Origin of the sequence: Enterobacter cloacae complex sp. SHL021 (genome assembly GCF_049237765.1) — a bacterium.
GTDB lineage: Bacteria > Pseudomonadota > Gammaproteobacteria > Enterobacterales > Enterobacteriaceae > Enterobacter > Enterobacter cloacae.
In genome coordinates this window covers 17,888-37,426 of sequence record NZ_JBMKJG010000006.1, presented here as the reverse complement: position 1 = coordinate 37,426, position 19,539 = coordinate 17,888, and the positions used below count along the sequence as shown (strand labels likewise).

Below are 19,539 nucleotides of genomic sequence, written 5' to 3'. Positions count from 1 at the left end.
GGGGTTATCGGGCGATAAATTTTATCAGCTGGGCAAACGTTTGCCGGGTGCATAGAGTAACGTCAATATTTCAATGCTGGAACTGTTAATTGCATGACTGCCGAAACCCGACGCCGCGCCGTGAAGGCTGCACGAGGCGAAACGCCGTTTGACCTGTTGCTTACGCATACCCGAGTTATTGATATGGCAACCGGTGAGATCCGCGACGCGGATGTGGGCATCGTCGGCTCGCTTATCGCCAGCGTCCATCCACGCGGCAGCCGCAACGATGCGCTTGAGACGCATGACCTGAACAACCAGTTTCTCTCTCCAGGGCTAATGGACACGCATGTTCACCTTGAAAGCTCGCACCTGCTGCCCGCCCGCTACGCAGAGATCGTACTGGCGCAGGGCACCACCGCGGTGTTCTGGGATCCGCACGAGCTGGCGAACGTGCTGGGCATTGAGGGCGTCCGCTTTGCCATTGAGGCGAGCCGCAACCTGCCACTGCAGGTAATGGTCGCGGCGCCATCGAGCGTCCCTTCCACACCGGGGCTGGAGATGTCCGGCGCAGACTTTGCGGGCGAAGAGATGAATACCCTGCTTGGCTGGCCCGAAGTGCGCGGCGTGGCGGAAGTGATGGACATGAACGGGGTGCTGAATGGCAGTCAGCGTATGCTGGAGATCCTGCAGGCCGGGCTGGAAAGTGGGAAGCTGATTGAAGGTCACGCGCGTGGTCTGAGCGGCGCGGATTTACAGGCGTATCTGGCGGCGGGCGTCACCTCCGATCATGAACTCACCTCCGCCGACGATGCGCTGGAAAAATTACGCGCCGGGCTGACGCTGGAGATCCGCGGCTCGCATCCTTATCTGCTGCCTGATATCGTCAGCGCGCTGAAAACGCTGCCGCATCTGTCGTCACAAATCACGGTCTGCACTGACGATGTCCCACCGGACATCCTGATGGAAAAAGGCGGAATCATCGCCCTGCTCAACCTGCTGATTGAACATGGCCTTCCGGCGACGGACGCGCTGCGGTTTGCCACCCTGAATGCTTCCCTGCGCCTGCAGCGTAACGATCTCGGGCTGATTGCCGCGGGTCGTTGTGCGGATCTGGTGGTGTTCGATTCACTGGATAAACTGACGGCTCGCCGGGTGTACGTCGCCGGAAAATGCATTGCCCGTGACGGAGCGATGATCGAGCCGATTGTTGATACGCCCCTGACGCTGCCCCGGGATACCGTGCGCCTGTCGTCGCTGACCGCCAGTGATTTTTACATGCGCATCGACAACGCAAACCACGGTGTGGCGCGCCTGCGTCATATCAGCGGCGCACGTTTTACCCGCTGGGGAGAAACCGACGCCCGGGTACGTGACGGACGCGTTGAGATACCGGCTGGTTTTAGCCTGATTTGGGTTCAGCACCGCCACGCGCGCCATGCGGCAAAACCGCAAATCGCCCTGCTGGAAGGCTGGGGAGAGCTGCGGGGGGCCATTGCCACCAGCTACTCCCACGATTCACACAACCTGGTGGTACTGGGACGCAATCCTGATGACATGGCACTGGCCGCCAACACGCTGATCCAAAGCGGTGGCGGGATGGCGCTGGTCCAGAACGGGGACGTGATCGCCCATGTGGCGATGCCCATTGCGGGGATGTTGTCAGAACTCGCCCCTGCGGAACTGGCGCGCCAGTTTCGTGAACTGCGTGAACGCAGCAGCCAGATTGCCGACTGGGAGCCGCCATACAGAGTATTTAAAGCCATTGAAGGGACGTGCCTTGCCTGCAACGCCGGGCCGCATTTAACCGATCTTGGACTGACCGATGGCAGCACGCGCCAGATTGTCGATCCGCTGATTTCTTACCGGGAAACCCCGGACACCACACAATAATACCGAAGGAGAGCCGGATAATGGCCGACAATACCGTTAATTCGCCAGCACCAGGGAACTGGCTTGAACGTCGTTTTTCACTGCATACGCGCGGCAGTACCGTGCGCACAGAGTGTCTGGCCGGTCTCACCGGTTTTCTCGCCGCCGCCTATTTGCTGGTGGTCATCCCGGGGCTGTTGGCCGTGGGCGGGATGGATAAAGGCGCGGCGACCACCGGCACCATTTTGGTGTTTGTGGCCGGTACGCTGCTGATGGCGTTTTACGCCAACCTGCCGTTTATTGTCGGGCCCGGCATTGGTGGCTCGGTGCTGGTTGGGGTAACGCTGGCGGGCAGTGAAGGCATCGGCTGGCAAATTGGTCTGGGCATTGCCTGCTGGTCGGGAATTTTGTTCTTCCTGCTCACCCGTTTTGGCCTGCGAGAGGTTGTGACCCGCTCCGTACCGCAGTCCATCAAACTGGGACTGACGGCCTCTATCGGTCTTTTTGTCGCCGTACTGGGCTTTCGCAATGCCGGGCTGGTGCTGGCTAACGCAAAAACGAACGCGCTGATGCTGGGTGATTTTCTCTCCCCAGGCGCGCTGGTGGCGCTCAGCGGTCTGTTCCTCGCCATTGCCCTGCAGGCGCGTCGCATTCCGGGCGCCATTTTGTGGGCCATTTTATTTGCCACCCTCGTGGGCATTCCGATGGGGGTGACTCACCTTCCTGCCAGCTTTATTGACATGCCTCATTCACTGACGCCGGTGCTGGGCCATATCGACATGCTGGGCGCGCTGAATATTGCCTTCCTGCCGTTCCTGTTTGTCTTTTTCGCATCGGAGTTTTTCTCCACCATGGGCACCACGCTGGCGGTGGGAGGTGAAGCCGGGTTGCTGGATGAAGAGGGCAATATGGCAAACATCAATCGCCCGTTTCTGGTGGACTCGATAGCCGCCGCGATTGGCCCGTGGGTGGGTATTCCTGCCGCCACGGCGCTGATTGAATCCTCCGCGGCCGCAGAAGCAGGGGGTAAAACCGGCATGACGGCGCTGGCCGCTGCGGTCATGTTCCTGCTGATGCTGCTGTTTACGCCCGTTGCGCTCATGATCCCAAAAGAAGCCACCGCCCCTGCCCTGATCCTGATCGGCCTGAATATGTTCAGCGGCCTGCGTAAGGTGGATCTGGCAAACTTCACCGACGGGCTGCCGGTGCTGATGATGGTAATGATTACGCTGATTGCCAACAGCTTCGGGACAGGGATTGCGGGAGGGCTGCTGTTTTACATCGTCATTAAAGCGATTGCAGGAAAATGGCGAGAAATCCCCGTTGGTCTTTGGATCCTCGCCATTCCGCTGGTGTATTACTTTGCCACGCTGGTGAAGCACTAATCCTTGCGCGGTTGCCGTGTCGGGCGTTGGCCATACTCGTAATGGCCATAGCCTGCACGGTAATACAGCGCTGCCGACTTCACCACATCGTTCAGCACGGTGCCGTTGATATGCGCCCCCGTTTGCTGCAAACGCTTAATGCTGTTCTCCATCTCTTTGAGGCTGGTTTTACCATAGCGGGCCACCAGCAGCGAGGTGGCGGCCACCGGAGCAGCCACTGAGGCGTCCGTTACGGCCAGCACCGGCGGGGTATCGAGGATCACAAGATCATAATGCTCGTCTGCCCAGGTCATTAACGCCCTGAAGCGTTCGCTCATCAGCAGTTCAGAGGGGCGTAACGGAACCGGCCCGCAGGTCAGTACATCAATGTTGCCTTTCTCATAGCGCTGAATCGCCGCCTGGAAATGACATTTTCCGTCAAGCACGTCGGAAAGCCCGGTATGGTTTTTCAGATCGAAGATGTTGTGTACATAGCCTTCGCGCATATCCGCATCAATGAATAACACCCTGAGCCCGGCCTGCGCCTCAATCGCGGCCAGCGAGGTGCTGACAAGGGTTTTACCGCAGTCCTGCGTTGGGCCTGAAATCATCACGATCCGGTTAGCGGCATCCTGCAAGGTGAAATGCAGGCTGGTGCGAAGCCCCCGTACGGCCTCGACAAAAACATCCGCAGGCCGATCAACCGGCAGGAAAGGGACATCGACAATCTTGTGTCTCCAGCGTGAGCCAAATACGCGTTTTTTACGCAGGTTGGTTTTTTTCCACAGCCACAGGGAACGGGGCAAGGTGGCCATCACCTGTACGCCAAGCCCTTCCAGTTGCTCGGAGGTGTTGATGCCGCGTCTGAGCGCCATACGGACCAGGACCAGCCCCATTGAGCATATCAGCCCCAACAGGATGCCTAAGACGATGACCACCAGTTTTCGCGGTTTGATGGGATCGGGTTGCGTCACCGCGCTGTCGATAATTCGCACGTTACCAATGGCGCTGGAGCGCGAAATGTTCAGCTCCTGCTGGCGGGTGAGGAGCTGCAAATAAATGGTGCGGCCTGACTCCACATCCCGACTGAGGCGCAAAATATCCTGCTGAGTCGATGGCATGGCGGCGACACGCTGATTAAGGCGGACCTTCTCCTGCTCAAGCGTCTGACGCTTTTCACGCAAGGCGCGGTAGTTCGGGTGCTCTTTCTTGAACAGCTGAGAAATCTCCGCCTCACGAAACGTCAGCTCGTTGAGCTGGTTTTCGATATTCACAATCTGCTCGAGAACCGATTTCGCTTCCAGGGAGAGATCCACCGAATCACGCTGTTTGCGATACTGATTCAGCCGCTCTTCAGCCAGATCCAGTTCGCTTCTGATTTTAGGCAATTGCTTCTGCAAAAATGCAAGACTGCGGGCATCCTGTGCTTCCTGGCGCGCAATGTTTTGCTGCAGATAGTTGTTGGCAATCCGGTCAAGCACATGCGCAATGCGCTCAGGATCTTTGCCGGTCAGCGTGAGCGTCAGCACCCCACTCTGCTTTGCCGATTCAACGACGCTAAATTGGGTGCTGAGCGTATTGATAGCTTCCAGACGGGTGCTGTTTTGCACCGTGAATTGCGTGCCCGTTGGCGCATTCATTTTCACCACCAACAGTGAAACGCCGGCTTTTTCCAGCGGTTTCCCTTCCCTGCCCTCGGCATAAAAGTTATCCCCCTCCAGCCGGTATGCCCCTTTTTCCAGCACAGTGAGCACAAGGGTGCGAGGTTTGCCTTCGACAGGGGGAAGTTGCAGCCAGCCAAGGGCAACCGTCGCCGGTTTACGGCCCTGCAACCGTGCCCACAGACGTCCCACTACCGGGAACGTACGCTGCGTCACGTGCTGTGTTAGGCCTAATTCATCGACGGTTGCGCCCAGGATCATCCGCGATTTAAGCAGAAGAATTTCAGGTTCGACATCGGGAGACATCTCACTCCCAAACTGCCTTAAATTTTTGAGCAGGCTGTTATCCTGCTTTCCTTCTACCTGGATTAAGGCATCTGCGCGATAAACGGGCGTGGCCAGAAAGGCATACAGCCCCGCCAGCAGGGTGAACAGGAAAGTTATCGATAAAATGACTGCACGGTGATCGATCACCTCGCCGAGCAGGCTAATGAGATCGATTTCATGATTCTCCGGTGCTGCCGCACCGTAACTGTCTGTTGTGTAAGACGACATTAACGCTTCATTCCTTGTTGACTCAAACGATGAGCCCATTCCTGACTGGCTTTGCCCAGCAGACCGAAAACATAATCGAACGCTTCACGACTTTTACAATAGGGATCGGGGATGTCCTGCGGCCCCAGCCATTGCCCAAAAAGCAGCGATTTGCCGCGAATTTCCGGGGCCATGTCAGAGATAAAGCGAAGATGGACAGGTTCCATCACCAGAATCAGATCCGATTCCCGCATGATCTGCGGGGTCAGTTTGCGCGCGCGATGTCCCTCAAGTGAGATCCCATGCCGCCTGGCCACGTCCTGAGCGCTGACATCCGCCGGGCTGCCCTCCAGCCCATAGATACCTGCCGAGGTTATCCGTTTTCCCGGTAGCAGCTGGCGCAACAGCCGCTCGCCAATCGGCGAGCGACAAATATTGCCGGTGCAGACCACTAAGATGGAATCAAACATTATTGCGGCCACGATCTGATGTAACGGACCGTTTCGGTCAGGTCATGAACGCCACTGATGGTCGGCACGAGCTGCGTAATGACGCGATTCCAGCGTGACAGCGGTGCCGTGGTGACGTAGACAATGTCGTACGGCTCAAGCTGGAATTCAGTGCCCAACACCATCGCGGAGGCATCCTGTGCGTTAAGCTGATAAATGTTGGCAATTTTTCCCGCGTCGTTGCCTTTGGCAATGGAGCGAATGACAAAAATGCCCGTCGCATCGGCCATATCCTGATTCAGGCCGCCCGCATTGCTCAGCGCTTCAGCAAGGGTCATTCCGCTCCTGTCCATCTTGAGCGTGCTCTGCTTAATCACCTCCCCCATCACGAAGACTTTCAGGGCGTCATTACGAGGCACAAAAAGGATATCGCCCGGATAGAGCAGCTTATTTTGCGTCAGGTCGCCGTGCTGCATCAGCGCATACAGAGAGAGGCGCGAATCTTTCCCCTCGTGAGTGAGAACCACATTGCGCCAGTCCGCATCGGCAGAAAGCCCGCCTGCCGCGTTGACGGCATCCATGACCGTCAGGGGAATATTGGTGATTGCCTGCTGACCAGATTTGACGACTTCGCCCGTGACATAGGCTTTTTGCGAGCGGAAGGCAGCCACGCTGACGTCCACCTGCGGGCTTTCGATCACGCTATCCAGCCGTTTGGCGATCTCTTCCCTGACTTCAGAGACCGTTTTTCCTGCCACCGGGAGTTTGCCGACATAGGGATAGAAGAGCGTACCGTCGGCGTTGACCCAGTTGCCGGTGTCACTGGCACTGCGATACTGTCCGGCCGGTGTTGTCAGTTCAGGGTGATCCCAGACGGTTACGGTCAAAATATCACCGGTTCCAATGCGGTACTCCCAGTTTCTGACCTGCTCATCGAGCTTAGGATTAGACTGAGATTTGGTGACGGCAGGGCGCAATTTCTCAATCAATGAAGGGGTAACAGGATAGAGATCCACGCGCTTATCTAAATTATTATTTTCATCACCCGACGTAATGACGTTTTTTCCCGCTGAGCTTAATGTTTGCCCGGGAGAAAATACGCAGCCCGTCAACTGACTTATCGCTAAGAATATTACAGATAATGTGGTTGTGTTTTTCATTAGAATTAATATTTCATTCATGAGCGCAAAAAACGCATAACAGGCCATTCCGGAAGAATCGCCTACTTTTTCAACATGCTGTTTTTCAAGCAATTACGTAAAATTACACATCACTGAATGATGTGTAGAATGAACTGAAGGACCGGAACCACGTAGAATTGAGAATTAAACCGCTCCGCTTTTAGAAGTTTAAATCGTCTTCAAATGAAATGCATGCATTTCAGGTCACAAATTTAGAGCAAACTTATATTTTCAGAATTAATTAAAAAAAATATTTCCGTTCTGAATAAGTCCTAGGAAATAATATTCATAAACAAAATAGTATTAACCGTTTGATCTACACAAAACCGTCCACTTTTGTTACATTTTTTTTCTAACAGGCTCTGCTGGGATACTTAAAATAGGCTGTCTGCCATATCGTCAACACAGCAGGCTGAGCGTATCAGTAACGGTATAACTGGAGAAAAAATGGCTAAGCGTACATGGCTGCTTCTGGGTGTAGTAATGTCTCTTGCGAGCGCGGCTTCGGCAGCCCCGCAAACGGCGTCAGCATCTGGCGGCATCAAAGCTTATGAAGAACAAGAGTTCATTGCTGATTTCACGAAGTTCAAAATTGGCGACACGGCTCCGGCGCTGTATCAAACCCCTGAATACACCATCAAACAGTATCAACTGCGTAACCTCCCGGCGCCGGATGCGGGTACGCACTGGACCTATATGGGCGAGAACTATGTCCTGATCGGCGATGCCGACGGTAAGATCTATAAAGCCTATAACGGAGATATCTTCTATCATCGCTGATACCGTCCATATTCGGCCGTGGCAGGAGAGCGATCGTCCTTTCCTGCGCACCCTTTACCTGCATGCCCGCCGCGAGGCGTGGCCGTGGCTGAACGGTGCAGAATGGCAACTCGAAGATTTTGACGAGGCAACCCGAGACGAAGTGATTTGGGTTGCTGTACAGAACGGCCATCGTGTGGGCTTTGCGTCAGTCTGGACGAATGATAACTTTCTGCACAATCTGTTCGTTGATCCGCAGTATCAGAGCCTGGGCGTAGGCCGTTTGCTGCTGGAACAGGTACAAAAAACGTTTACCAGTACGGGGGCGTTAAAGTGTCTGGTGAGAAACGAACGGGCTATCGCGTTTTATCAGCGTCATGGCTGGCACATCGAGGCAACGGGGGATTCTCCGGAGGGAGAGTACTATCTGATGCATTACCGATTGCGTTAATGTCGGGTGGCGGCTTCGCCTTACCCGACCTACATGATGGTGCCATTTGTAGGCCGGGTAAGCGAAGCGCCACCCGGCACTCAAGCGCAGAAGAATTACACCGCGCGGAAGGCGATTTCGCCAGGAATGACTTCACCCTGCCAGTAAAGCTGCGCCGCAACGCGCCCCGCCAGCTGACGGTACAACTCCGCAAACTCACTGTCCGGGCGGTTGATGACCGTCGGTTTCCCGCTATCCAGATCTTCACGCAGCGTGATGTGCAGCGGCATCTGTCCCAGCAGCTGGGTGTGATACTGCGCCGCCAGTTTTTCTGCACCGCCGGTGCCGAAGATAGGCTCGTGATGACCACAGTTGCTGCAGATGTGCATGCTCATGTTCTCGACGATACCGAGCACAGGCACCTCGACTTTCTCAAACATCACGATGCCTTTTTTGGCGTCGATCAGCGCGATATCCTGCGGCGTGGTGACAACAACCGCCCCGGTGACGGGGATGTTCTGCGCCAGCGTCAGCTGGATATCACCGGTACCCGGCGGCATATCCAGCACCAGATAATCCAGATCCGGCCACAGGGTCTCCTGCAGCATCTGCATCAGCGCTTTGCTGGCCATTGGACCACGCCAGACCATCGCATTGTCATCAGTCACCAGATAACCGATGGAATTCGTTGCCAGACCGTGCGCCATGATTGGCGCCATGTGGGTTCCATCTGGCGAGGTTGGACGCTGGTTTTCTGCGCCCAGCATGTTGGGAATTGACGGCCCGTAGATATCCGCATCCAGAATACCGACCTTCGCCCCTTCGGCCGCCAGCGCGAGCGCCAGGTTGACGGCGGTAGACGATTTCCCCACCCCGCCCTTGCCAGAGCTGACGGCGATGATGTTTTTCACACCGTTAACGCCGGGCTGGTTTTTCACCCGCTTGAGGGTGGCGATACTGTGGCTCAGCTTCCAGTCAATCGCTTTTGCACCGGTAATGCGCAGCAGCTCCGAGCTGGTTTGCTCTTTCAGCGCGTCGAAGGCGCTGGTCCAGACGAACGGCATCTGCAGCTCGATGTGCAGCGTATCGTCCAGCCATGCGACATGGTGCAACGCTTTCAGCGTAGTGAGATTGTGCTTCAGGGTTGGATGCTGAAAGTTAGCCAGCGTCCCGGCGACCATTGCTCGTAAGGCTTCCGGTGATTTGGCCTGGGATTGCGAACTCATCCCGACTCCTTTGTTCTTGTGAATAAGACCTTAGATGAACAAGTTTACCTGAAAGGCCGTGGTTTGTGCTTACTTAATAATGCCCCTTTTGGTAATATCAAAAACCCTTTTCACAGTTAAAAGAAGTAATGCCTACTATGACTCAAGTCGCGAAAAAAATTCTGGTAACGTGCGCACTGCCGTACGCCAACGGCTCAATCCACCTCGGCCACATGCTGGAGCATATCCAGGCTGATGTCTGGGTCCGTTACCAGCGAATGCGCGGCCACGAGGTTAACTTCATCTGCGCGGACGATGCCCACGGCACGCCGATCATGCTGAAAGCCCAGCAGCTGGGAGTTTCCCCGGAGCAGATGATTGCCGAAATGAGTCAGGAGCATCAGACCGATTTTGCTGGCTTTGACATCAGCTATGACAACTACCACTCCACGCACAGCGAGGAGAACCGAGAGCTGTCAACGCTTATCTACACCCGTCTGAAAGAGAACGGTTTTATTAAAAACCGCACTATCTCTCAGCTGTACGATCCGGAAAAAGGCATGTTCCTGCCGGACCGTTTCGTCAAAGGCACCTGCCCGAAATGTAAATCACCGGATCAGTACGGCGATAACTGCGAAGTGTGCGGCGCTACCTATAGCCCGACAGAGCTGATCGACCCGAAATCGGTGGTCTCCGGCGCCACGCCTGTGATGCGTGACTCCGAGCACTTCTTCTTCGACCTGCCATCCTTTAGCGAAATGCTGCAGGCGTGGACCCGCAGCGGCGCGCTGCAGGAGCAGGTAGCGAACAAAATGCAGGAGTGGTTCGAATCCGGTCTGCAGCAGTGGGATATCTCCCGCGATGCGCCCTACTTTGGTTTCGAAATTCCAAATGCACCGGGCAAATATTTCTACGTCTGGCTGGACGCGCCAATCGGCTACATGGGCTCCTTCAAGAACCTGTGCGACAAGCGTGGCGACACCGTCAGCTTCGACGAATACTGGAAGAAAGATTCCACCGCCGAGCTGTATCACTTCATCGGCAAAGACATCGTTTACTTCCACAGCCTGTTCTGGCCGGCAATGCTGGAAGGCAGCAACTTCCGCAAGCCAACCAACCTGTTTGTTCACGGCTACGTGACGGTGAACGGCGCGAAGATGTCCAAATCGCGTGGAACGTTCATCAAAGCCAGCACCTGGCTGAACCACTTTGATGCGGACAGCCTGCGTTATTATTACGCGGCGAAGCTCTCTTCCCGCATCGACGATATCGACCTGAACCTGGAAGATTTCGTGCAGCGCGTGAACGCGGACATCGTGAACAAGGTGGTGAACCTGGCGTCCCGAAACGCGGGCTTTATCGCCAAGCGTTTTGACGGCGTGCTTTCTGCCGAGCTGGCCGATCCTGAGCTGTATAAAACCTTCACCGATGCCGCCGCTGCGGTTGGCGAAGCCTGGGAAAGCCGTGAATTCGGTAAAGCAATTCGTGAAATCATGGCGCTGGCCGATGTTGCCAACCGCTATGTGGACGAGCAGGCCCCGTGGGTTGTCGCGAAACAGGAAGGCCGCGACGCTGACCTGCAGGCGATCTGCACCATGGGTCTGAACATGTTCCGCGTGCTGATGACCTGGCTGAAGCCTGTACTGCCGCAGCTGGCAGCGCGTGCAGAAGCGTTCCTGAACACCGAACTGAGCTGGGATGCAATCCAGCAACCGCTGCTTGGCCACAAGGTGAATACCTTCAAGGCGCTCTACAATCGCATCGAAATGAAGCAGGTTGAAGCCCTGGTGGAAGCCTCGAAAGAAGAGGTGAAAGCAGCTGCCGCACCGGTGACCGGCCCGCTGGCTGACGATCCGATTCAGGAGACCATCACCTTTGACGATTTCGCTAAAGTTGACCTGCGCGTGGCGCTGATTGAAAACGCGGAATTCGTGGAAGGCTCTGACAAGCTGCTGCGCCTGACTCTGGATCTGGGCGGTGAGAAGCGTAACGTCTTCTCCGGCATCCGTTCTGCCTATCCTGATCCGCAGGTACTGATTGGCCGTCAGACCGTCATGGTCGCGAACCTGGCACCGCGTAAAATGCGCTTCGGCATCTCTGAGGGGATGGTGATGGCCGCAGGCCCTGGCGGGAAAGATATCTTCCTGTTAAGCCCTGACGAAGGCGCGAAGCCGGGTCAGCAGGTGAAATAACAAAAAAAGCCGGAGATTAACTCCGGCTTTTTTGTTCTCCCTCTCGCACAGGGAGAGGGCCGGGATAAGGGCATCAGGCCGCCCCCATTCCGCAATCACGCCTTCGTATTATGCACCCGGTGGGTCAGCCCGCGCAGGAAATTACGCAGAAACTGGTCGCCGCACTCGCGGTAATTTTTGTGGCCCGGCGCACGCATCATGGCGGTCACTTCCGGCACGGATACGCGGTATTTTTGCTCCGTCATGATCGCCACAATATCATCCGTTTTCAGCGAGAACGCGATACGCAGCTTTTTCAGCACCGTGTTGTTGTCCACCCGACGCTCCAGCGCCAGTTCAGGTGCAGAATCATCTTTGCCACGCTTATCGTAGATCAGGCCGTTCAGGAAGCCTGACAGGATAATGTCAGGGCAGCGAACAAACCCCTCTTCGTCCTCTTTGGTCATCCAGGTGTCAAAACCAGCAGAGGTGGATTCCATGGCAGACAGCGCAAGAATGCGCACCATGTCGTTGTTGTTTGCTTTCAGGGTGTAGCGCAGGCTACGAAGAATATCATTACTAAGCATGAGTGCCTTTAACTGTCGATGATGCAATGGCGCGCAGTGTACCAGTTTTACAGCCCAATCGCCTCTTTCAAACTTTTCAGGTAGCGACGACTGACGGGTACCGTTTGACCGGCCCGCAGTACCAGCTCTGCCTGGCCGTTATCTTCCAGACGGATCTCTTTCAGGTGCGCCATGTTAACCAGATACTGCCGATGGCAGCGGACAAGCGGCGTGCGGCTTTCCAGCGTGCGCAGCGTCAGCTCGGTGAAGCCTTCACTGCCCTCGGCGCTGGTGACAAACACCCCGCTCAGGCGACTGCTGACAAATGCCACATCATCCATCTGCAGCAGGTAAATCCGGCTATGCCCGGTACACGGGATAAACTTCAGCGGCTGCTGGTTTTCCGGCAGCAGCGTGACGTCCTGTACCGTACGCTCCTGGCGTAAACGCGTCAGGGTCTTTTCGAGCCGCTTCTCTTCAATCGGCTTCAGCAGGTAATCGAACGCGTGTTCTTCAAAGGCCTTCACGGCATATTCGTCAAACGCCGTCAGAAACACGATATACGGGCGATGCTCAGGATCAAGCATGCCGACCATCTCCAGCCCGCTGATACGAGGCATCTGGATGTCGAGGAACAGCACATCCGGACGCAGTTTATGCACAGCACCAATGGCTTCAATGGCATTGGCGCACTCTCCCACAATCTCAATGTCACTCTGCTCCTGCAACAGCACGCGCAGGTTTTCCCGTGCCAACGGTTCATCATCGACTATCAGCACTCTTAACATGCGGTCTCCTCCAGCGGCAATCGTAACGTAATACGGGTAAATCGGTCCGGCTCACAGGCCACGGTAATGCCACATCCATCCCCAAAGTGAGCGCGCAGGCGTTTATCCACCAGGCTCATCCCCAGCCCGCCGGAAGCGGACGGGACGTAAAGCCCGGCATTGTCTTCAATATTCAGCACCAGATGATGATTAAAACGGCTGGCAGAAATAGTGATCTCCCCAGTGCCCAGAAGCTGCGATGTCCCGTGTTTAATGGCATTTTCCACAATAGGCTGCAGCGTAAAGGCCGGGAGATGCTGATACGCCAGCTCATCCGGTACGGATAACGACACCTGCAGACGAGACTGGAAGCGCGCCTGCTCAATCTGCAGATAGGCGTTAACATGTTCAATCTCATCGGCCAGGGTCACAATCTCAGACGGCCGTTTCAGGTTCTTGCGGAAAAACGTCGACAGAAATTGCACCAGTTGCGCGGCCTGATCGCTGTCGCGACGGATCACCGCTTTCAGGGTGTTGAGGGCATTAAACAGGAAATGCGGGTTCACCTGAGCGTGCAGGAGCTTAATCTCCGACTGCGTTAACAGGGCTTTTTGCCGCTCATATTGCCCCGCCAGGATCTGCGCGGAAAGCAGCTGCGCAATCCCCTCCCCCAACGTCCGGTTGATCGAGCTGAACAAGCGGTTCTTCGCTTCGTAGAGCTTAATGGTTCCCATCACCCGCTGGTTTTCCCCCCGCAGCGGAATGACCAGCGTAGAGCCGAGCTTACACTGCGGATGCAGCGAACAGCGGTAAGGCACTTCGTTACCGTCGGCATAGACTACCTCACCGGTCTCTATCGCACGAAGCGTATACGCGGACGAAATCGGTCTGCCAGGAAGGTGGTGATCGTCGCCGGTACCGGTAAAGGCCAGCAGCTTTTCACGATCGGTAATCGCAACGGCACCGATATCCAGCTCCTGATAGAGTACCTGCGCCACCTTCATGCTGTTTTCTTCGTTAAAGCCCTGACGCAGGATCCCCTCGGTTGAAGCGGCGACTTTCAGTGCCGTGGCAGAGAACGCCGAGGTGTATTTCTCAAATATGGCGCGCTTGTCGAGCAGAATGCGCATAAACAGCGCCGCGCCCACGGTGTTGGTGACCATCATCGGGGCGGCAATACTGTTCACCAGATGCAGTGCGTCCTCAAAAGGTCGGGCGATAAGCAGAATGATCGCCATTTGCGCCATTTCGGCCACAAAGGTGATCGCGCCAGCGGTAAGCGGGCTGAAGACTTTATCCGGGCGGCCACGTTTGATCATGTAGCTGTGCACCAGGCCACCAAGCAGCCCTTCTACGATGGTCGAGATCATGCAGCTCAGCGCCGTCATCCCGCCCATGGAATAGCGGTGCAGCCCACCGGTTAAACCGACAAGGCCACCCACAACCGGGCCGCCGAGCAGCCCGCCCATCACCGCGCCGATGGCGCGCGTATTGGCAATCGAGTCTTCAATATGGAGGCCAAAATAGGTCCCCATGATGCAGAAAATGGAGAAGGTCACATAACAGAGGAGCTTGTGCGGCAGGCGGACGGTGACTTGCATCAGCGGGATAAACAGACGCGTCTTACTCATCAACCAGGCGATGACAAGAAACACGCACATCTGCTGAAGCAACAGCAGCACCAGATTAAACTCGTACATACTCAGGAACCGCACCTTCTGAAAACGCGTAACATACACTGAAGGCGCCGAAGTTTCTTTGAAGCAGTCCAAAAAAGCGGTAAATCGTGTCCGTCATCACATCTTTTGCCGAACATAACGGCTGCTTCGCATTATTTGTACAAAAAAAAGGCAATTCTTCCTGGTTCGACAAACTGGGTCTACAGTTAAGCTGGGGACGCGTTAGCCAGGGGGCGAATATGGCGCTTTACACGATCGGTGAAGTGGCACTCCTTTGTGATATCAATCCCGTCACGCTACGGGCTTGGCAGCGACGGTATGGTTTACTCAAACCGCAGCGCACGGACGGTGGTCACCGCCTTTTCAATGATGCCGACATCGATCGGATCCGCGAGATCAAAAGCTGGATAGATAACGGTGTGCAGGTGAGCAAGGTAAAGTCGCTGCTCTGCCATGACGATCCCGATACCCAACACCGCTGGCGCGAACAGCAGGAAACCCTGCTCCGGCTTCTGCAGGCGGGCAACGTTCAACGTCTGCGCGCGTGGATCAAAGAGCAAGGCCGCGATTATCCGGCGCAAACCTTAATCAACCATCTTTTCATCCCGCTTCGTCGACGGCTGCAATGCCAGCACTCTACCCTGCAGGCGCTGCTGAGTATGCTCGACGGGGTGCTGATCAATTATATCGCCGTCTGTCTGGCCTCGGCGCGAAACAAGGGCGGAAAAGACGCGCTGGTTGTTGGCTGGAACGTGCACGATACCACGCGGCTGTGGCTCGAAGCCTGGATCGCCACCCAGCAGGGCTGGCGCGTGGAGGTGCTGGCGCATTCGCTGGCTCAGCTACGGCCCGAATTCTTCGACGGCCAGACTCTGCTGGTCTGGTGCGGGGAAGTGCCCACCGCCTCGCAGCAACAGCGGCTGACGGAATGGCGGGAGCACGGTTATCCGGTTTACGCCCTGGGCCCCGACGAAACGTAACGGCATTTAATGGTTCATTAACAGCTGCGCTTCACCGTATAATTGTTCCGTTAACAACAGGAGCAGATGATGAAGGCAACCAAACTGGCCGTAATTACCCTTTTTGTACTGATGGCCGTAAGCGGCATCGGCGGCGTGATGCTGGCCGGGTACTCATTTATTGTTCGTGGCGGTGTCGGCTGAGAAGCCGGGCCAGTCGTTCAAACAGGCGATCGATAACGATGGCCGCCAGCGCCACCAGTACCGCACCCTGAACGATATAGGCCGTATTGAACCCGCTTAAGCCAATGATGATCGGCGTTCCCAGAGTATTGGCCCCCACCGTAGACGCGATGGTCGCCGTGCCGATGTTAATAATCACCGATGTACGGATCCCCGCGATAATCACCGGTGCCGCAAGCGGCAGCTCAACCTTGCACAGCCGCTGACCGCTGCTCATGCCCATCCCTTCGGCCACGCTCAGTACCGATGCCGGTACCGACGCAATGCCCGCCAGCGTCCCCTGAAGAACAGGCAACACGCCGTAAAGGATCAGCGCTATGATAGCCGGTTGCTGACCAAACCCGATCACCGGCACCGCAATCGCCAGTACCGCCACCGGCGGAAATGTCTGTCCGATAGCCGCAATCGTCTCTACCAGCGGGCGAAACTCTCTCCCCCAGGGCCGGGTGACCGCAATCCCCGCCCCCACGCCCAGCACCACGGCAATCGCGCTGGAGAGCGCCACCAGCCACAGGTGCGCCAGGGCAAGATTGATAAAACTCTCCTGCTGATAGACGGGGCGCGGCAGGCCGGGAAAAAGCGAGCTGAACAGCGCCCCACTGTGTGGCATCAGAAACAGCAGTGCAACAAAAAGCCCCGTCAGCCAGAGGAGCGGATCACGCATGACCTTCACGCGTCACCTCCCCGGCCAGCAGATCGCGAAAATGCAGGGTGCCACACGGTGCCCCAGCGGCATCCGTAACCGGCAGCACCTCGCACTGGCGCGCCACAAACGCGGAGAGTGCGTCCCGCAGGCTCATCTGTTCCTGTAACGGTTCACCGCCCATCGCCACATCCTGTCGACGCATATAATCGCTGACGGTTCGCAGGGAGAGCAGTCTGACGCCCAGTTCGCTGCGTCCAAAAAACTCACGCACAAAATCGTTCTGCGGATGGGTCAACAGTTCAAGCGGCGTACCCTGCTGGATCACTTCCCCGTGGTCCATCAACACCAGATGATCGGCCAGCCGCAGCGCCTCATCAATATCGTGGGTCACGAGGACGATCGTCCGGCCAAGGATGCGGTGAATGCGGGTCATCTCGGTCTGCAGTGCCCCGCGCGTAACCGGATCGAGCGCGCCAAAGGGCTCATCCATCAGCAATACCTGCGGGTTCGCCGCCAGCGCGCGCGCCACTCCCACACGCTGCTGTTGTCCACCTGAAAGCTGATGCGGATAGCGGCCACGCAGCCCAGGCTCTAACCCCAGCAGCGACATAAGCTCGTCCACCCTCTCGTCACTCTTTGCCCGCGACCATTTTTCCAGCTGCAGCACGGTGGCAATATTCTGCGCGACCGTCCAGTGGGGAAACAGGCCGATGGACTGGATGGCGTAACCCATGCGACGACGCAGCTCCAGCACCGGCAGACTGCGGATCTCTTCCCCGGCAAAACGTATTACACCGCTGTCGTGCTCCACCAGGCGGTTGATCATCTTCAGCGTGGTGGATTTCCCCGACCCCGAGGTGCCAATCAGTACCGAAAACGCCCCCTCGGCAAAATTCAGGTTCAGGTGACTTGCTGCCGGACGACCGGCAAATGTTTTACTGACATCGTGAAATTCAATCATTGGCTCTTCTCCCGAGCAACGCGAGCCATAAGGCAAACAGCGCATCGATGACGACCGCCAGTGCAATCGTGGGCACCACGCCCAGTAACACCAGATCCAGCGCACTGCTCAGCAGCCCCTGGAACACCAGCGCGCCAAAACCGCCTGCGCCAATCAGCGCGGCGATGACCGCCATCCCGACGGTCTGGACCGCCACCACCCGCAGGCTGCGCAGCAGCAGGGGCAAGGCGAGCGGCAGCTGGATCTGCCAGAAGCACTGTCGCCAGCTCATCCCCATCGCGTGGGCGCTTTCCAGTACATCCGGCGCGACCTGGCTTAAGCCCGCCACCACGCCTCGGACCAGCGGCAGCAGCGCGTACAGCACCAGTGCAATAAGCGCGGGGGTTAATCCGGTTCCGGCGATACCGACCGAGGCTAACGCCGGAAATGACTTCACCAGCCCCGCCAGCGGCGCAATCAGCAGGCCAAACAGGGCCACGGAAGGGATGGTCTGGATCACGTTGAGCACGGCAAAAACCCCGCCCTGGCGGGAGGGATGACGATAACACCACATGCCCAGCGGTACCCCCAGCAGTAACGCCGGGAACAGCGTGCCGAAGAGGATCGTCAGGTGTTGCGCCAGCGCATCATCAAACACCTCCTGACGGTTGGCGTACTCTTTTAACAGTGAGAGATTATTCAGCTCACCGCTGAACAGCAGCAGCAACGGAATACACCAGATCTGGGCATTGAGCACCCAGCGCCAGGCAGATGACGGGATCAGGCGGCGGATCGCATCGCTGCAGGCCAGCAGACACAGCGCCAGCCACAGCCACAGTCCACTGCCCACGGTGGTTCGCGCCAGTGGACTTTCCGCCGAGGTCATGTGCGTGGCGGCAAGCCCGGCACTCCAGAACAAGGTGATGAAGAGACCTTCACTGAGGAGTAACGTCAGCCACTGTGCAACCCGCCCACGGCTGAGCGAGAGCACAACCAGTGCACCCAGCGCCACAACCAGCAGCAGCGGCGTAAACGGCCAGACCTGCCAGAGCGCGCGCCCTTCCCCCGACATCAGGCGGTTTGGCGCCACATTGACAAACGGTAGCGCGACCGCCGCAATGGCCACACAGGCCAACAGCAGCAGTACGCGGTTATGACATTTTATTGGCACAGCCCTGTCCTGTTACTTCACAAGCCCTTGTTGTTTCAGGAAATCGGCGGCCACTTTTTTGGCATCCAGTCCCTCTACGGCAATGCTCGCATTGAGCTGTTGCAGCGTTTTTGCATCCAGTTTTTCAAAGACCGGTTTGAGCCAGTCGGCGATATCCGGGTAGGCTTTCAGCACCGCCTCACGCACCACCGGCGTGGGTGCATAAATAGGCTGAACGCCTTTTGGATCGGTTAAGGTTTGCAGACCAAGCGCCGCGACCGGGCCGTCCGTACCGTAGGCCATCGCCGCATTGACGCCAGAGGTCTGCTGCGCCGCCGCCTTGATGGTCACCGCGGTGTCACCGCCCGCGAGCGAGAGCAGCTGCGCCTGGTCGAGCTTGAAGTCGTAGGCTTTTTCGAAAGCAGGCAGCGCGTCCGGACGCTCGATAAACTCCGCCGAGGCCGCAAGCTTGAAGTCGCCCTTCTCTTTCAGATAGCGGCTGAGATCCGCAAGTGACGTCAGTTTGCCTTTCTCCGCCACGTCTTTACGCACCGCGATGGTCCAGGTGTTGTTGGCCGGAGCCGGGGTCAGCCAGACCAGCTTGTTCTGTTCTGCATCGAGTTTTTTGACTTTTTCATACCCGGCTTTGGCGTTTTTCCATGCCGGATCGTTTTCATCTTTGAAGAAAAATGCCCCGTTGCCGGTGTATTCCGGGTAGATATCCAGCTCGCCGGAGGTGATGGCCCCGCGTACCACGGGCGTGGTACCCAGCTGAACTTTATTCACGGTTTTCACGCCGTGGCTTTCCAGCACCTGCAAAATAATATTCCCGAGCAGCGCGCCTTCAGTGTCGATCTTTGAGCCCACTTTTACCGGTTCTGCCGCCTGTAACGGCAGGCTTAGCGCCGCGAATAACGCCGCAGAAACTACCATCCCCGTTTTAATCGTCATTCCACTATCCTCATTTTTTTGCTGCCTTTTTCA

18 protein-coding genes are annotated in these 19,539 nt (G+C 56.7%); 7 read left to right on the top strand and 11 right to left on the bottom strand.

Annotated elements, in window-relative coordinates; genetic code table 11:
• Nucleotides 1–93 precede the first annotated feature (93 nt).
• Nucleotides 94–1,872: an adenine deaminase gene (locus ACOTZF_RS07510; RefSeq protein ID WP_102752094.1), complete on the top strand. Its 1,779-nt coding sequence runs from the start codon at nucleotides 94–96 to the stop codon at nucleotides 1,870–1,872.
• 20 nt (nucleotides 1,873–1,892) lie between these two features.
• On the top strand, nucleotides 1,893–3,236 hold the full coding sequence (locus ACOTZF_RS07505) for an NCS2 family permease (RefSeq protein ID WP_129252201.1): 1,344 nt from the start codon (nucleotides 1,893–1,895) through the stop codon (nucleotides 3,234–3,236).
• On the opposite strand, the gene etk is transcribed toward ACOTZF_RS07505, so the two are convergent.
• From etk to ACOTZF_RS07490, 3 genes are read right to left on the bottom strand one after another with little or no spacing between them, the layout of a single operon-like run.
• On the bottom strand, nucleotides 3,233–5,431 hold the full coding sequence (gene etk, locus ACOTZF_RS07500; protein ID WP_129252199.1) for a tyrosine-protein kinase: 2,199 nt from the start codon (nucleotides 5,429–5,431) through the stop codon (nucleotides 3,233–3,235). The genes ACOTZF_RS07505 and etk overlap by 4 nt on opposite strands.
• Entirely contained in the window at nucleotides 5,431–5,880 is a 450-nt protein-coding gene (locus ACOTZF_RS07495) for a protein tyrosine phosphatase (protein ID WP_095908036.1), read from the bottom strand. Before ACOTZF_RS07495 ends, etk begins: the two co-directional genes overlap by 1 nt.
• A complete protein-coding gene (locus ACOTZF_RS07490) occupies nucleotides 5,880–7,019 on the bottom strand; it encodes a polysaccharide export protein (protein ID WP_023622076.1) in 1,140 nt (379 codons plus the stop codon). Before ACOTZF_RS07490 ends, ACOTZF_RS07495 begins: the two co-directional genes overlap by 1 nt.
• Nucleotides 7,020–7,487: 468 nt before the next feature.
• On the opposite strand from ACOTZF_RS07490, the gene ACOTZF_RS07485 reads away from it, so the two are divergent.
• Nucleotides 7,488–7,820, top strand: coding sequence for an RcnB family protein (locus ACOTZF_RS07485; RefSeq protein WP_013097925.1), 333 nt, complete (start codon nucleotides 7,488–7,490; stop codon nucleotides 7,818–7,820).
• Nucleotides 7,765–8,250, top strand: coding sequence for a GNAT family N-acetyltransferase (locus tag ACOTZF_RS07480; RefSeq protein ID WP_028028119.1), 486 nt, complete (start codon nucleotides 7,765–7,767; stop codon nucleotides 8,248–8,250). Before ACOTZF_RS07485 ends, ACOTZF_RS07480 begins: the two co-directional genes overlap by 56 nt.
• A gap of 95 nt (nucleotides 8,251–8,345) precedes the next feature.
• On the opposite strand, the gene apbC is transcribed toward ACOTZF_RS07480, so the two are convergent.
• Nucleotides 8,346–9,455, bottom strand: coding sequence for an iron-sulfur cluster carrier protein ApbC (apbC, locus tag ACOTZF_RS07475; protein ID WP_013097927.1), 1,110 nt, complete (start codon nucleotides 9,453–9,455; stop codon nucleotides 8,346–8,348).
• A gap of 137 nt (nucleotides 9,456–9,592) precedes the next feature.
• Between apbC and metG the strand changes: the two genes are divergently transcribed.
• The gene (gene metG / locus ACOTZF_RS07470; protein WP_023619774.1) at nucleotides 9,593–11,626 is read left to right on the top strand and encodes a methionine--tRNA ligase; all 2,034 of its coding nucleotides are present in this window, start codon (nucleotides 9,593–9,595) and stop codon (nucleotides 11,624–11,626) included.
• Between the two features lie 95 nt (nucleotides 11,627–11,721).
• Here metG and ACOTZF_RS07465 read toward each other — a convergent pair whose 3' ends face one another.
• Genes ACOTZF_RS07465 through ACOTZF_RS07455 form a run of 3 tightly spaced genes read right to left on the bottom strand, consistent with a single transcriptional unit; the run spans nucleotide 11,722 to nucleotide 14,638 of the window.
• On the bottom strand, nucleotides 11,722–12,192 hold the full coding sequence (locus ACOTZF_RS07465) for a DUF1456 family protein (protein WP_020690148.1): 471 nt from the start codon (nucleotides 12,190–12,192) through the stop codon (nucleotides 11,722–11,724).
• A gap of 47 nt (nucleotides 12,193–12,239) precedes the next feature.
• Nucleotides 12,240–12,959 (bottom strand): two-component system response regulator BtsR, encoded by a 720-nt coding sequence (gene btsR / locus ACOTZF_RS07460; RefSeq protein ID WP_057071273.1) that lies wholly within the window; start codon nucleotides 12,957–12,959, stop codon nucleotides 12,240–12,242.
• Nucleotides 12,953–14,638 (bottom strand): sensor histidine kinase, encoded by a 1,686-nt coding sequence (locus ACOTZF_RS07455; protein WP_129317564.1) that lies wholly within the window; start codon nucleotides 14,636–14,638, stop codon nucleotides 12,953–12,955. Before ACOTZF_RS07455 ends, btsR begins: the two co-directional genes overlap by 7 nt.
• 218 nt (nucleotides 14,639–14,856) lie before the next feature.
• On the opposite strand from ACOTZF_RS07455, the gene mlrA reads away from it, so the two are divergent.
• Together mlrA and ACOTZF_RS07445 are read left to right on the top strand one after the other, a co-directional pair.
• A complete protein-coding gene (gene mlrA / locus ACOTZF_RS07450; RefSeq protein ID WP_029881769.1) occupies nucleotides 14,857–15,597 on the top strand; it encodes an HTH-type transcriptional regulator MlrA in 741 nt (246 codons plus the stop codon).
• 69 nt (nucleotides 15,598–15,666) lie between these two features.
• Complete coding sequence (locus tag ACOTZF_RS07445; protein WP_010433613.1) at nucleotides 15,667–15,780, top strand: protein YohO; 114 nt, start codon at nucleotides 15,667–15,669, stop codon at nucleotides 15,778–15,780.
• Here ACOTZF_RS07445 and ACOTZF_RS07440 read toward each other — a convergent pair.
• The 4 genes from ACOTZF_RS07440 to osmF are packed head-to-tail and all read right to left on the bottom strand — an operon-like array spanning nucleotide 15,755 to nucleotide 19,506.
• On the bottom strand, nucleotides 15,755–16,492 hold the full coding sequence (locus tag ACOTZF_RS07440; protein ID WP_038979499.1) for an ABC transporter permease: 738 nt from the start codon (nucleotides 16,490–16,492) through the stop codon (nucleotides 15,755–15,757). The genes ACOTZF_RS07445 and ACOTZF_RS07440 overlap by 26 nt on opposite strands.
• Nucleotides 16,476–17,426, bottom strand: coding sequence for an ABC transporter ATP-binding protein (locus tag ACOTZF_RS07435; protein ID WP_020690144.1), 951 nt, complete (start codon nucleotides 17,424–17,426; stop codon nucleotides 16,476–16,478). Before ACOTZF_RS07435 ends, ACOTZF_RS07440 begins: the two co-directional genes overlap by 17 nt.
• Complete coding sequence (locus tag ACOTZF_RS07430; RefSeq protein WP_129252194.1) at nucleotides 17,419–18,576, bottom strand: ABC transporter permease; 1,158 nt, start codon at nucleotides 18,574–18,576, stop codon at nucleotides 17,419–17,421. Before ACOTZF_RS07430 ends, ACOTZF_RS07435 begins: the two co-directional genes overlap by 8 nt.
• 12 nt (nucleotides 18,577–18,588) lie before the next feature.
• Nucleotides 18,589–19,506, bottom strand: coding sequence for a glycine betaine ABC transporter substrate-binding protein OsmF (gene osmF, locus ACOTZF_RS07425; RefSeq protein ID WP_013097936.1), 918 nt, complete (start codon nucleotides 19,504–19,506; stop codon nucleotides 18,589–18,591).
• Nucleotides 19,507–19,539 lie beyond the last annotated feature (33 nt).

What these genes read in the sequence shown, in the direction of transcription:
- ACOTZF_RS07485 (WP_013097925.1), top strand. Translation starts at nt 7,488, where the DNA reads ATGGCTAAGCGTACATGGCTGCTTCTGGGTGTAGTAATGTCTCTTGCG.
- ACOTZF_RS07435 (WP_020690144.1), bottom strand. Translation starts at nt 17,426, where the DNA reads ATGATTGAATTTCACGATGTCAGTAAAACATTTGCCGGTCGTCCGGCA.
- ACOTZF_RS07510 (WP_102752094.1), top strand. Translation starts at nt 94, where the DNA reads ATGACTGCCGAAACCCGACGCCGCGCCGTGAAGGCTGCACGAGGCGAA.
- ACOTZF_RS07455 (WP_129317564.1), bottom strand. Translation starts at nt 14,638, where the DNA reads ATGTACGAGTTTAATCTGGTGCTGCTGTTGCTTCAGCAGATGTGCGTG.
- ACOTZF_RS07490 (WP_023622076.1), bottom strand. Translation starts at nt 7,019, where the DNA reads ATGAAAAACACAACCACATTATCTGTAATATTCTTAGCGATAAGTCAG.
- mlrA (WP_029881769.1), top strand. Translation starts at nt 14,857, where the DNA reads ATGGCGCTTTACACGATCGGTGAAGTGGCACTCCTTTGTGATATCAAT.
- btsR (WP_057071273.1), bottom strand. Translation starts at nt 12,959, where the DNA reads ATGTTAAGAGTGCTGATAGTCGATGATGAACCGTTGGCACGGGAAAAC.
- ACOTZF_RS07495 (WP_095908036.1), bottom strand. Translation starts at nt 5,880, where the DNA reads ATGTTTGATTCCATCTTAGTGGTCTGCACCGGCAATATTTGTCGCTCG.
- ACOTZF_RS07505 (WP_129252201.1), top strand. Translation starts at nt 1,893, where the DNA reads ATGGCCGACAATACCGTTAATTCGCCAGCACCAGGGAACTGGCTTGAA.
- etk (WP_129252199.1), bottom strand. Translation starts at nt 5,431, where the DNA reads ATGTCGTCTTACACAACAGACAGTTACGGTGCGGCAGCACCGGAGAAT.
- metG (WP_023619774.1), top strand. Translation starts at nt 9,593, where the DNA reads ATGACTCAAGTCGCGAAAAAAATTCTGGTAACGTGCGCACTGCCGTAC.
- apbC (WP_013097927.1), bottom strand. Translation starts at nt 9,455, where the DNA reads ATGAGTTCGCAATCCCAGGCCAAATCACCGGAAGCCTTACGAGCAATG.
- ACOTZF_RS07465 (WP_020690148.1), bottom strand. Translation starts at nt 12,192, where the DNA reads ATGCTTAGTAATGATATTCTTCGTAGCCTGCGCTACACCCTGAAAGCA.
- ACOTZF_RS07445 (WP_010433613.1), top strand. Translation starts at nt 15,667, where the DNA reads ATGAAGGCAACCAAACTGGCCGTAATTACCCTTTTTGTACTGATGGCC.
- ACOTZF_RS07480 (WP_028028119.1), top strand. Translation starts at nt 7,765, where the DNA reads ATGCCGACGGTAAGATCTATAAAGCCTATAACGGAGATATCTTCTATC.
- osmF (WP_013097936.1), bottom strand. Translation starts at nt 19,506, where the DNA reads ATGACGATTAAAACGGGGATGGTAGTTTCTGCGGCGTTATTCGCGGCG.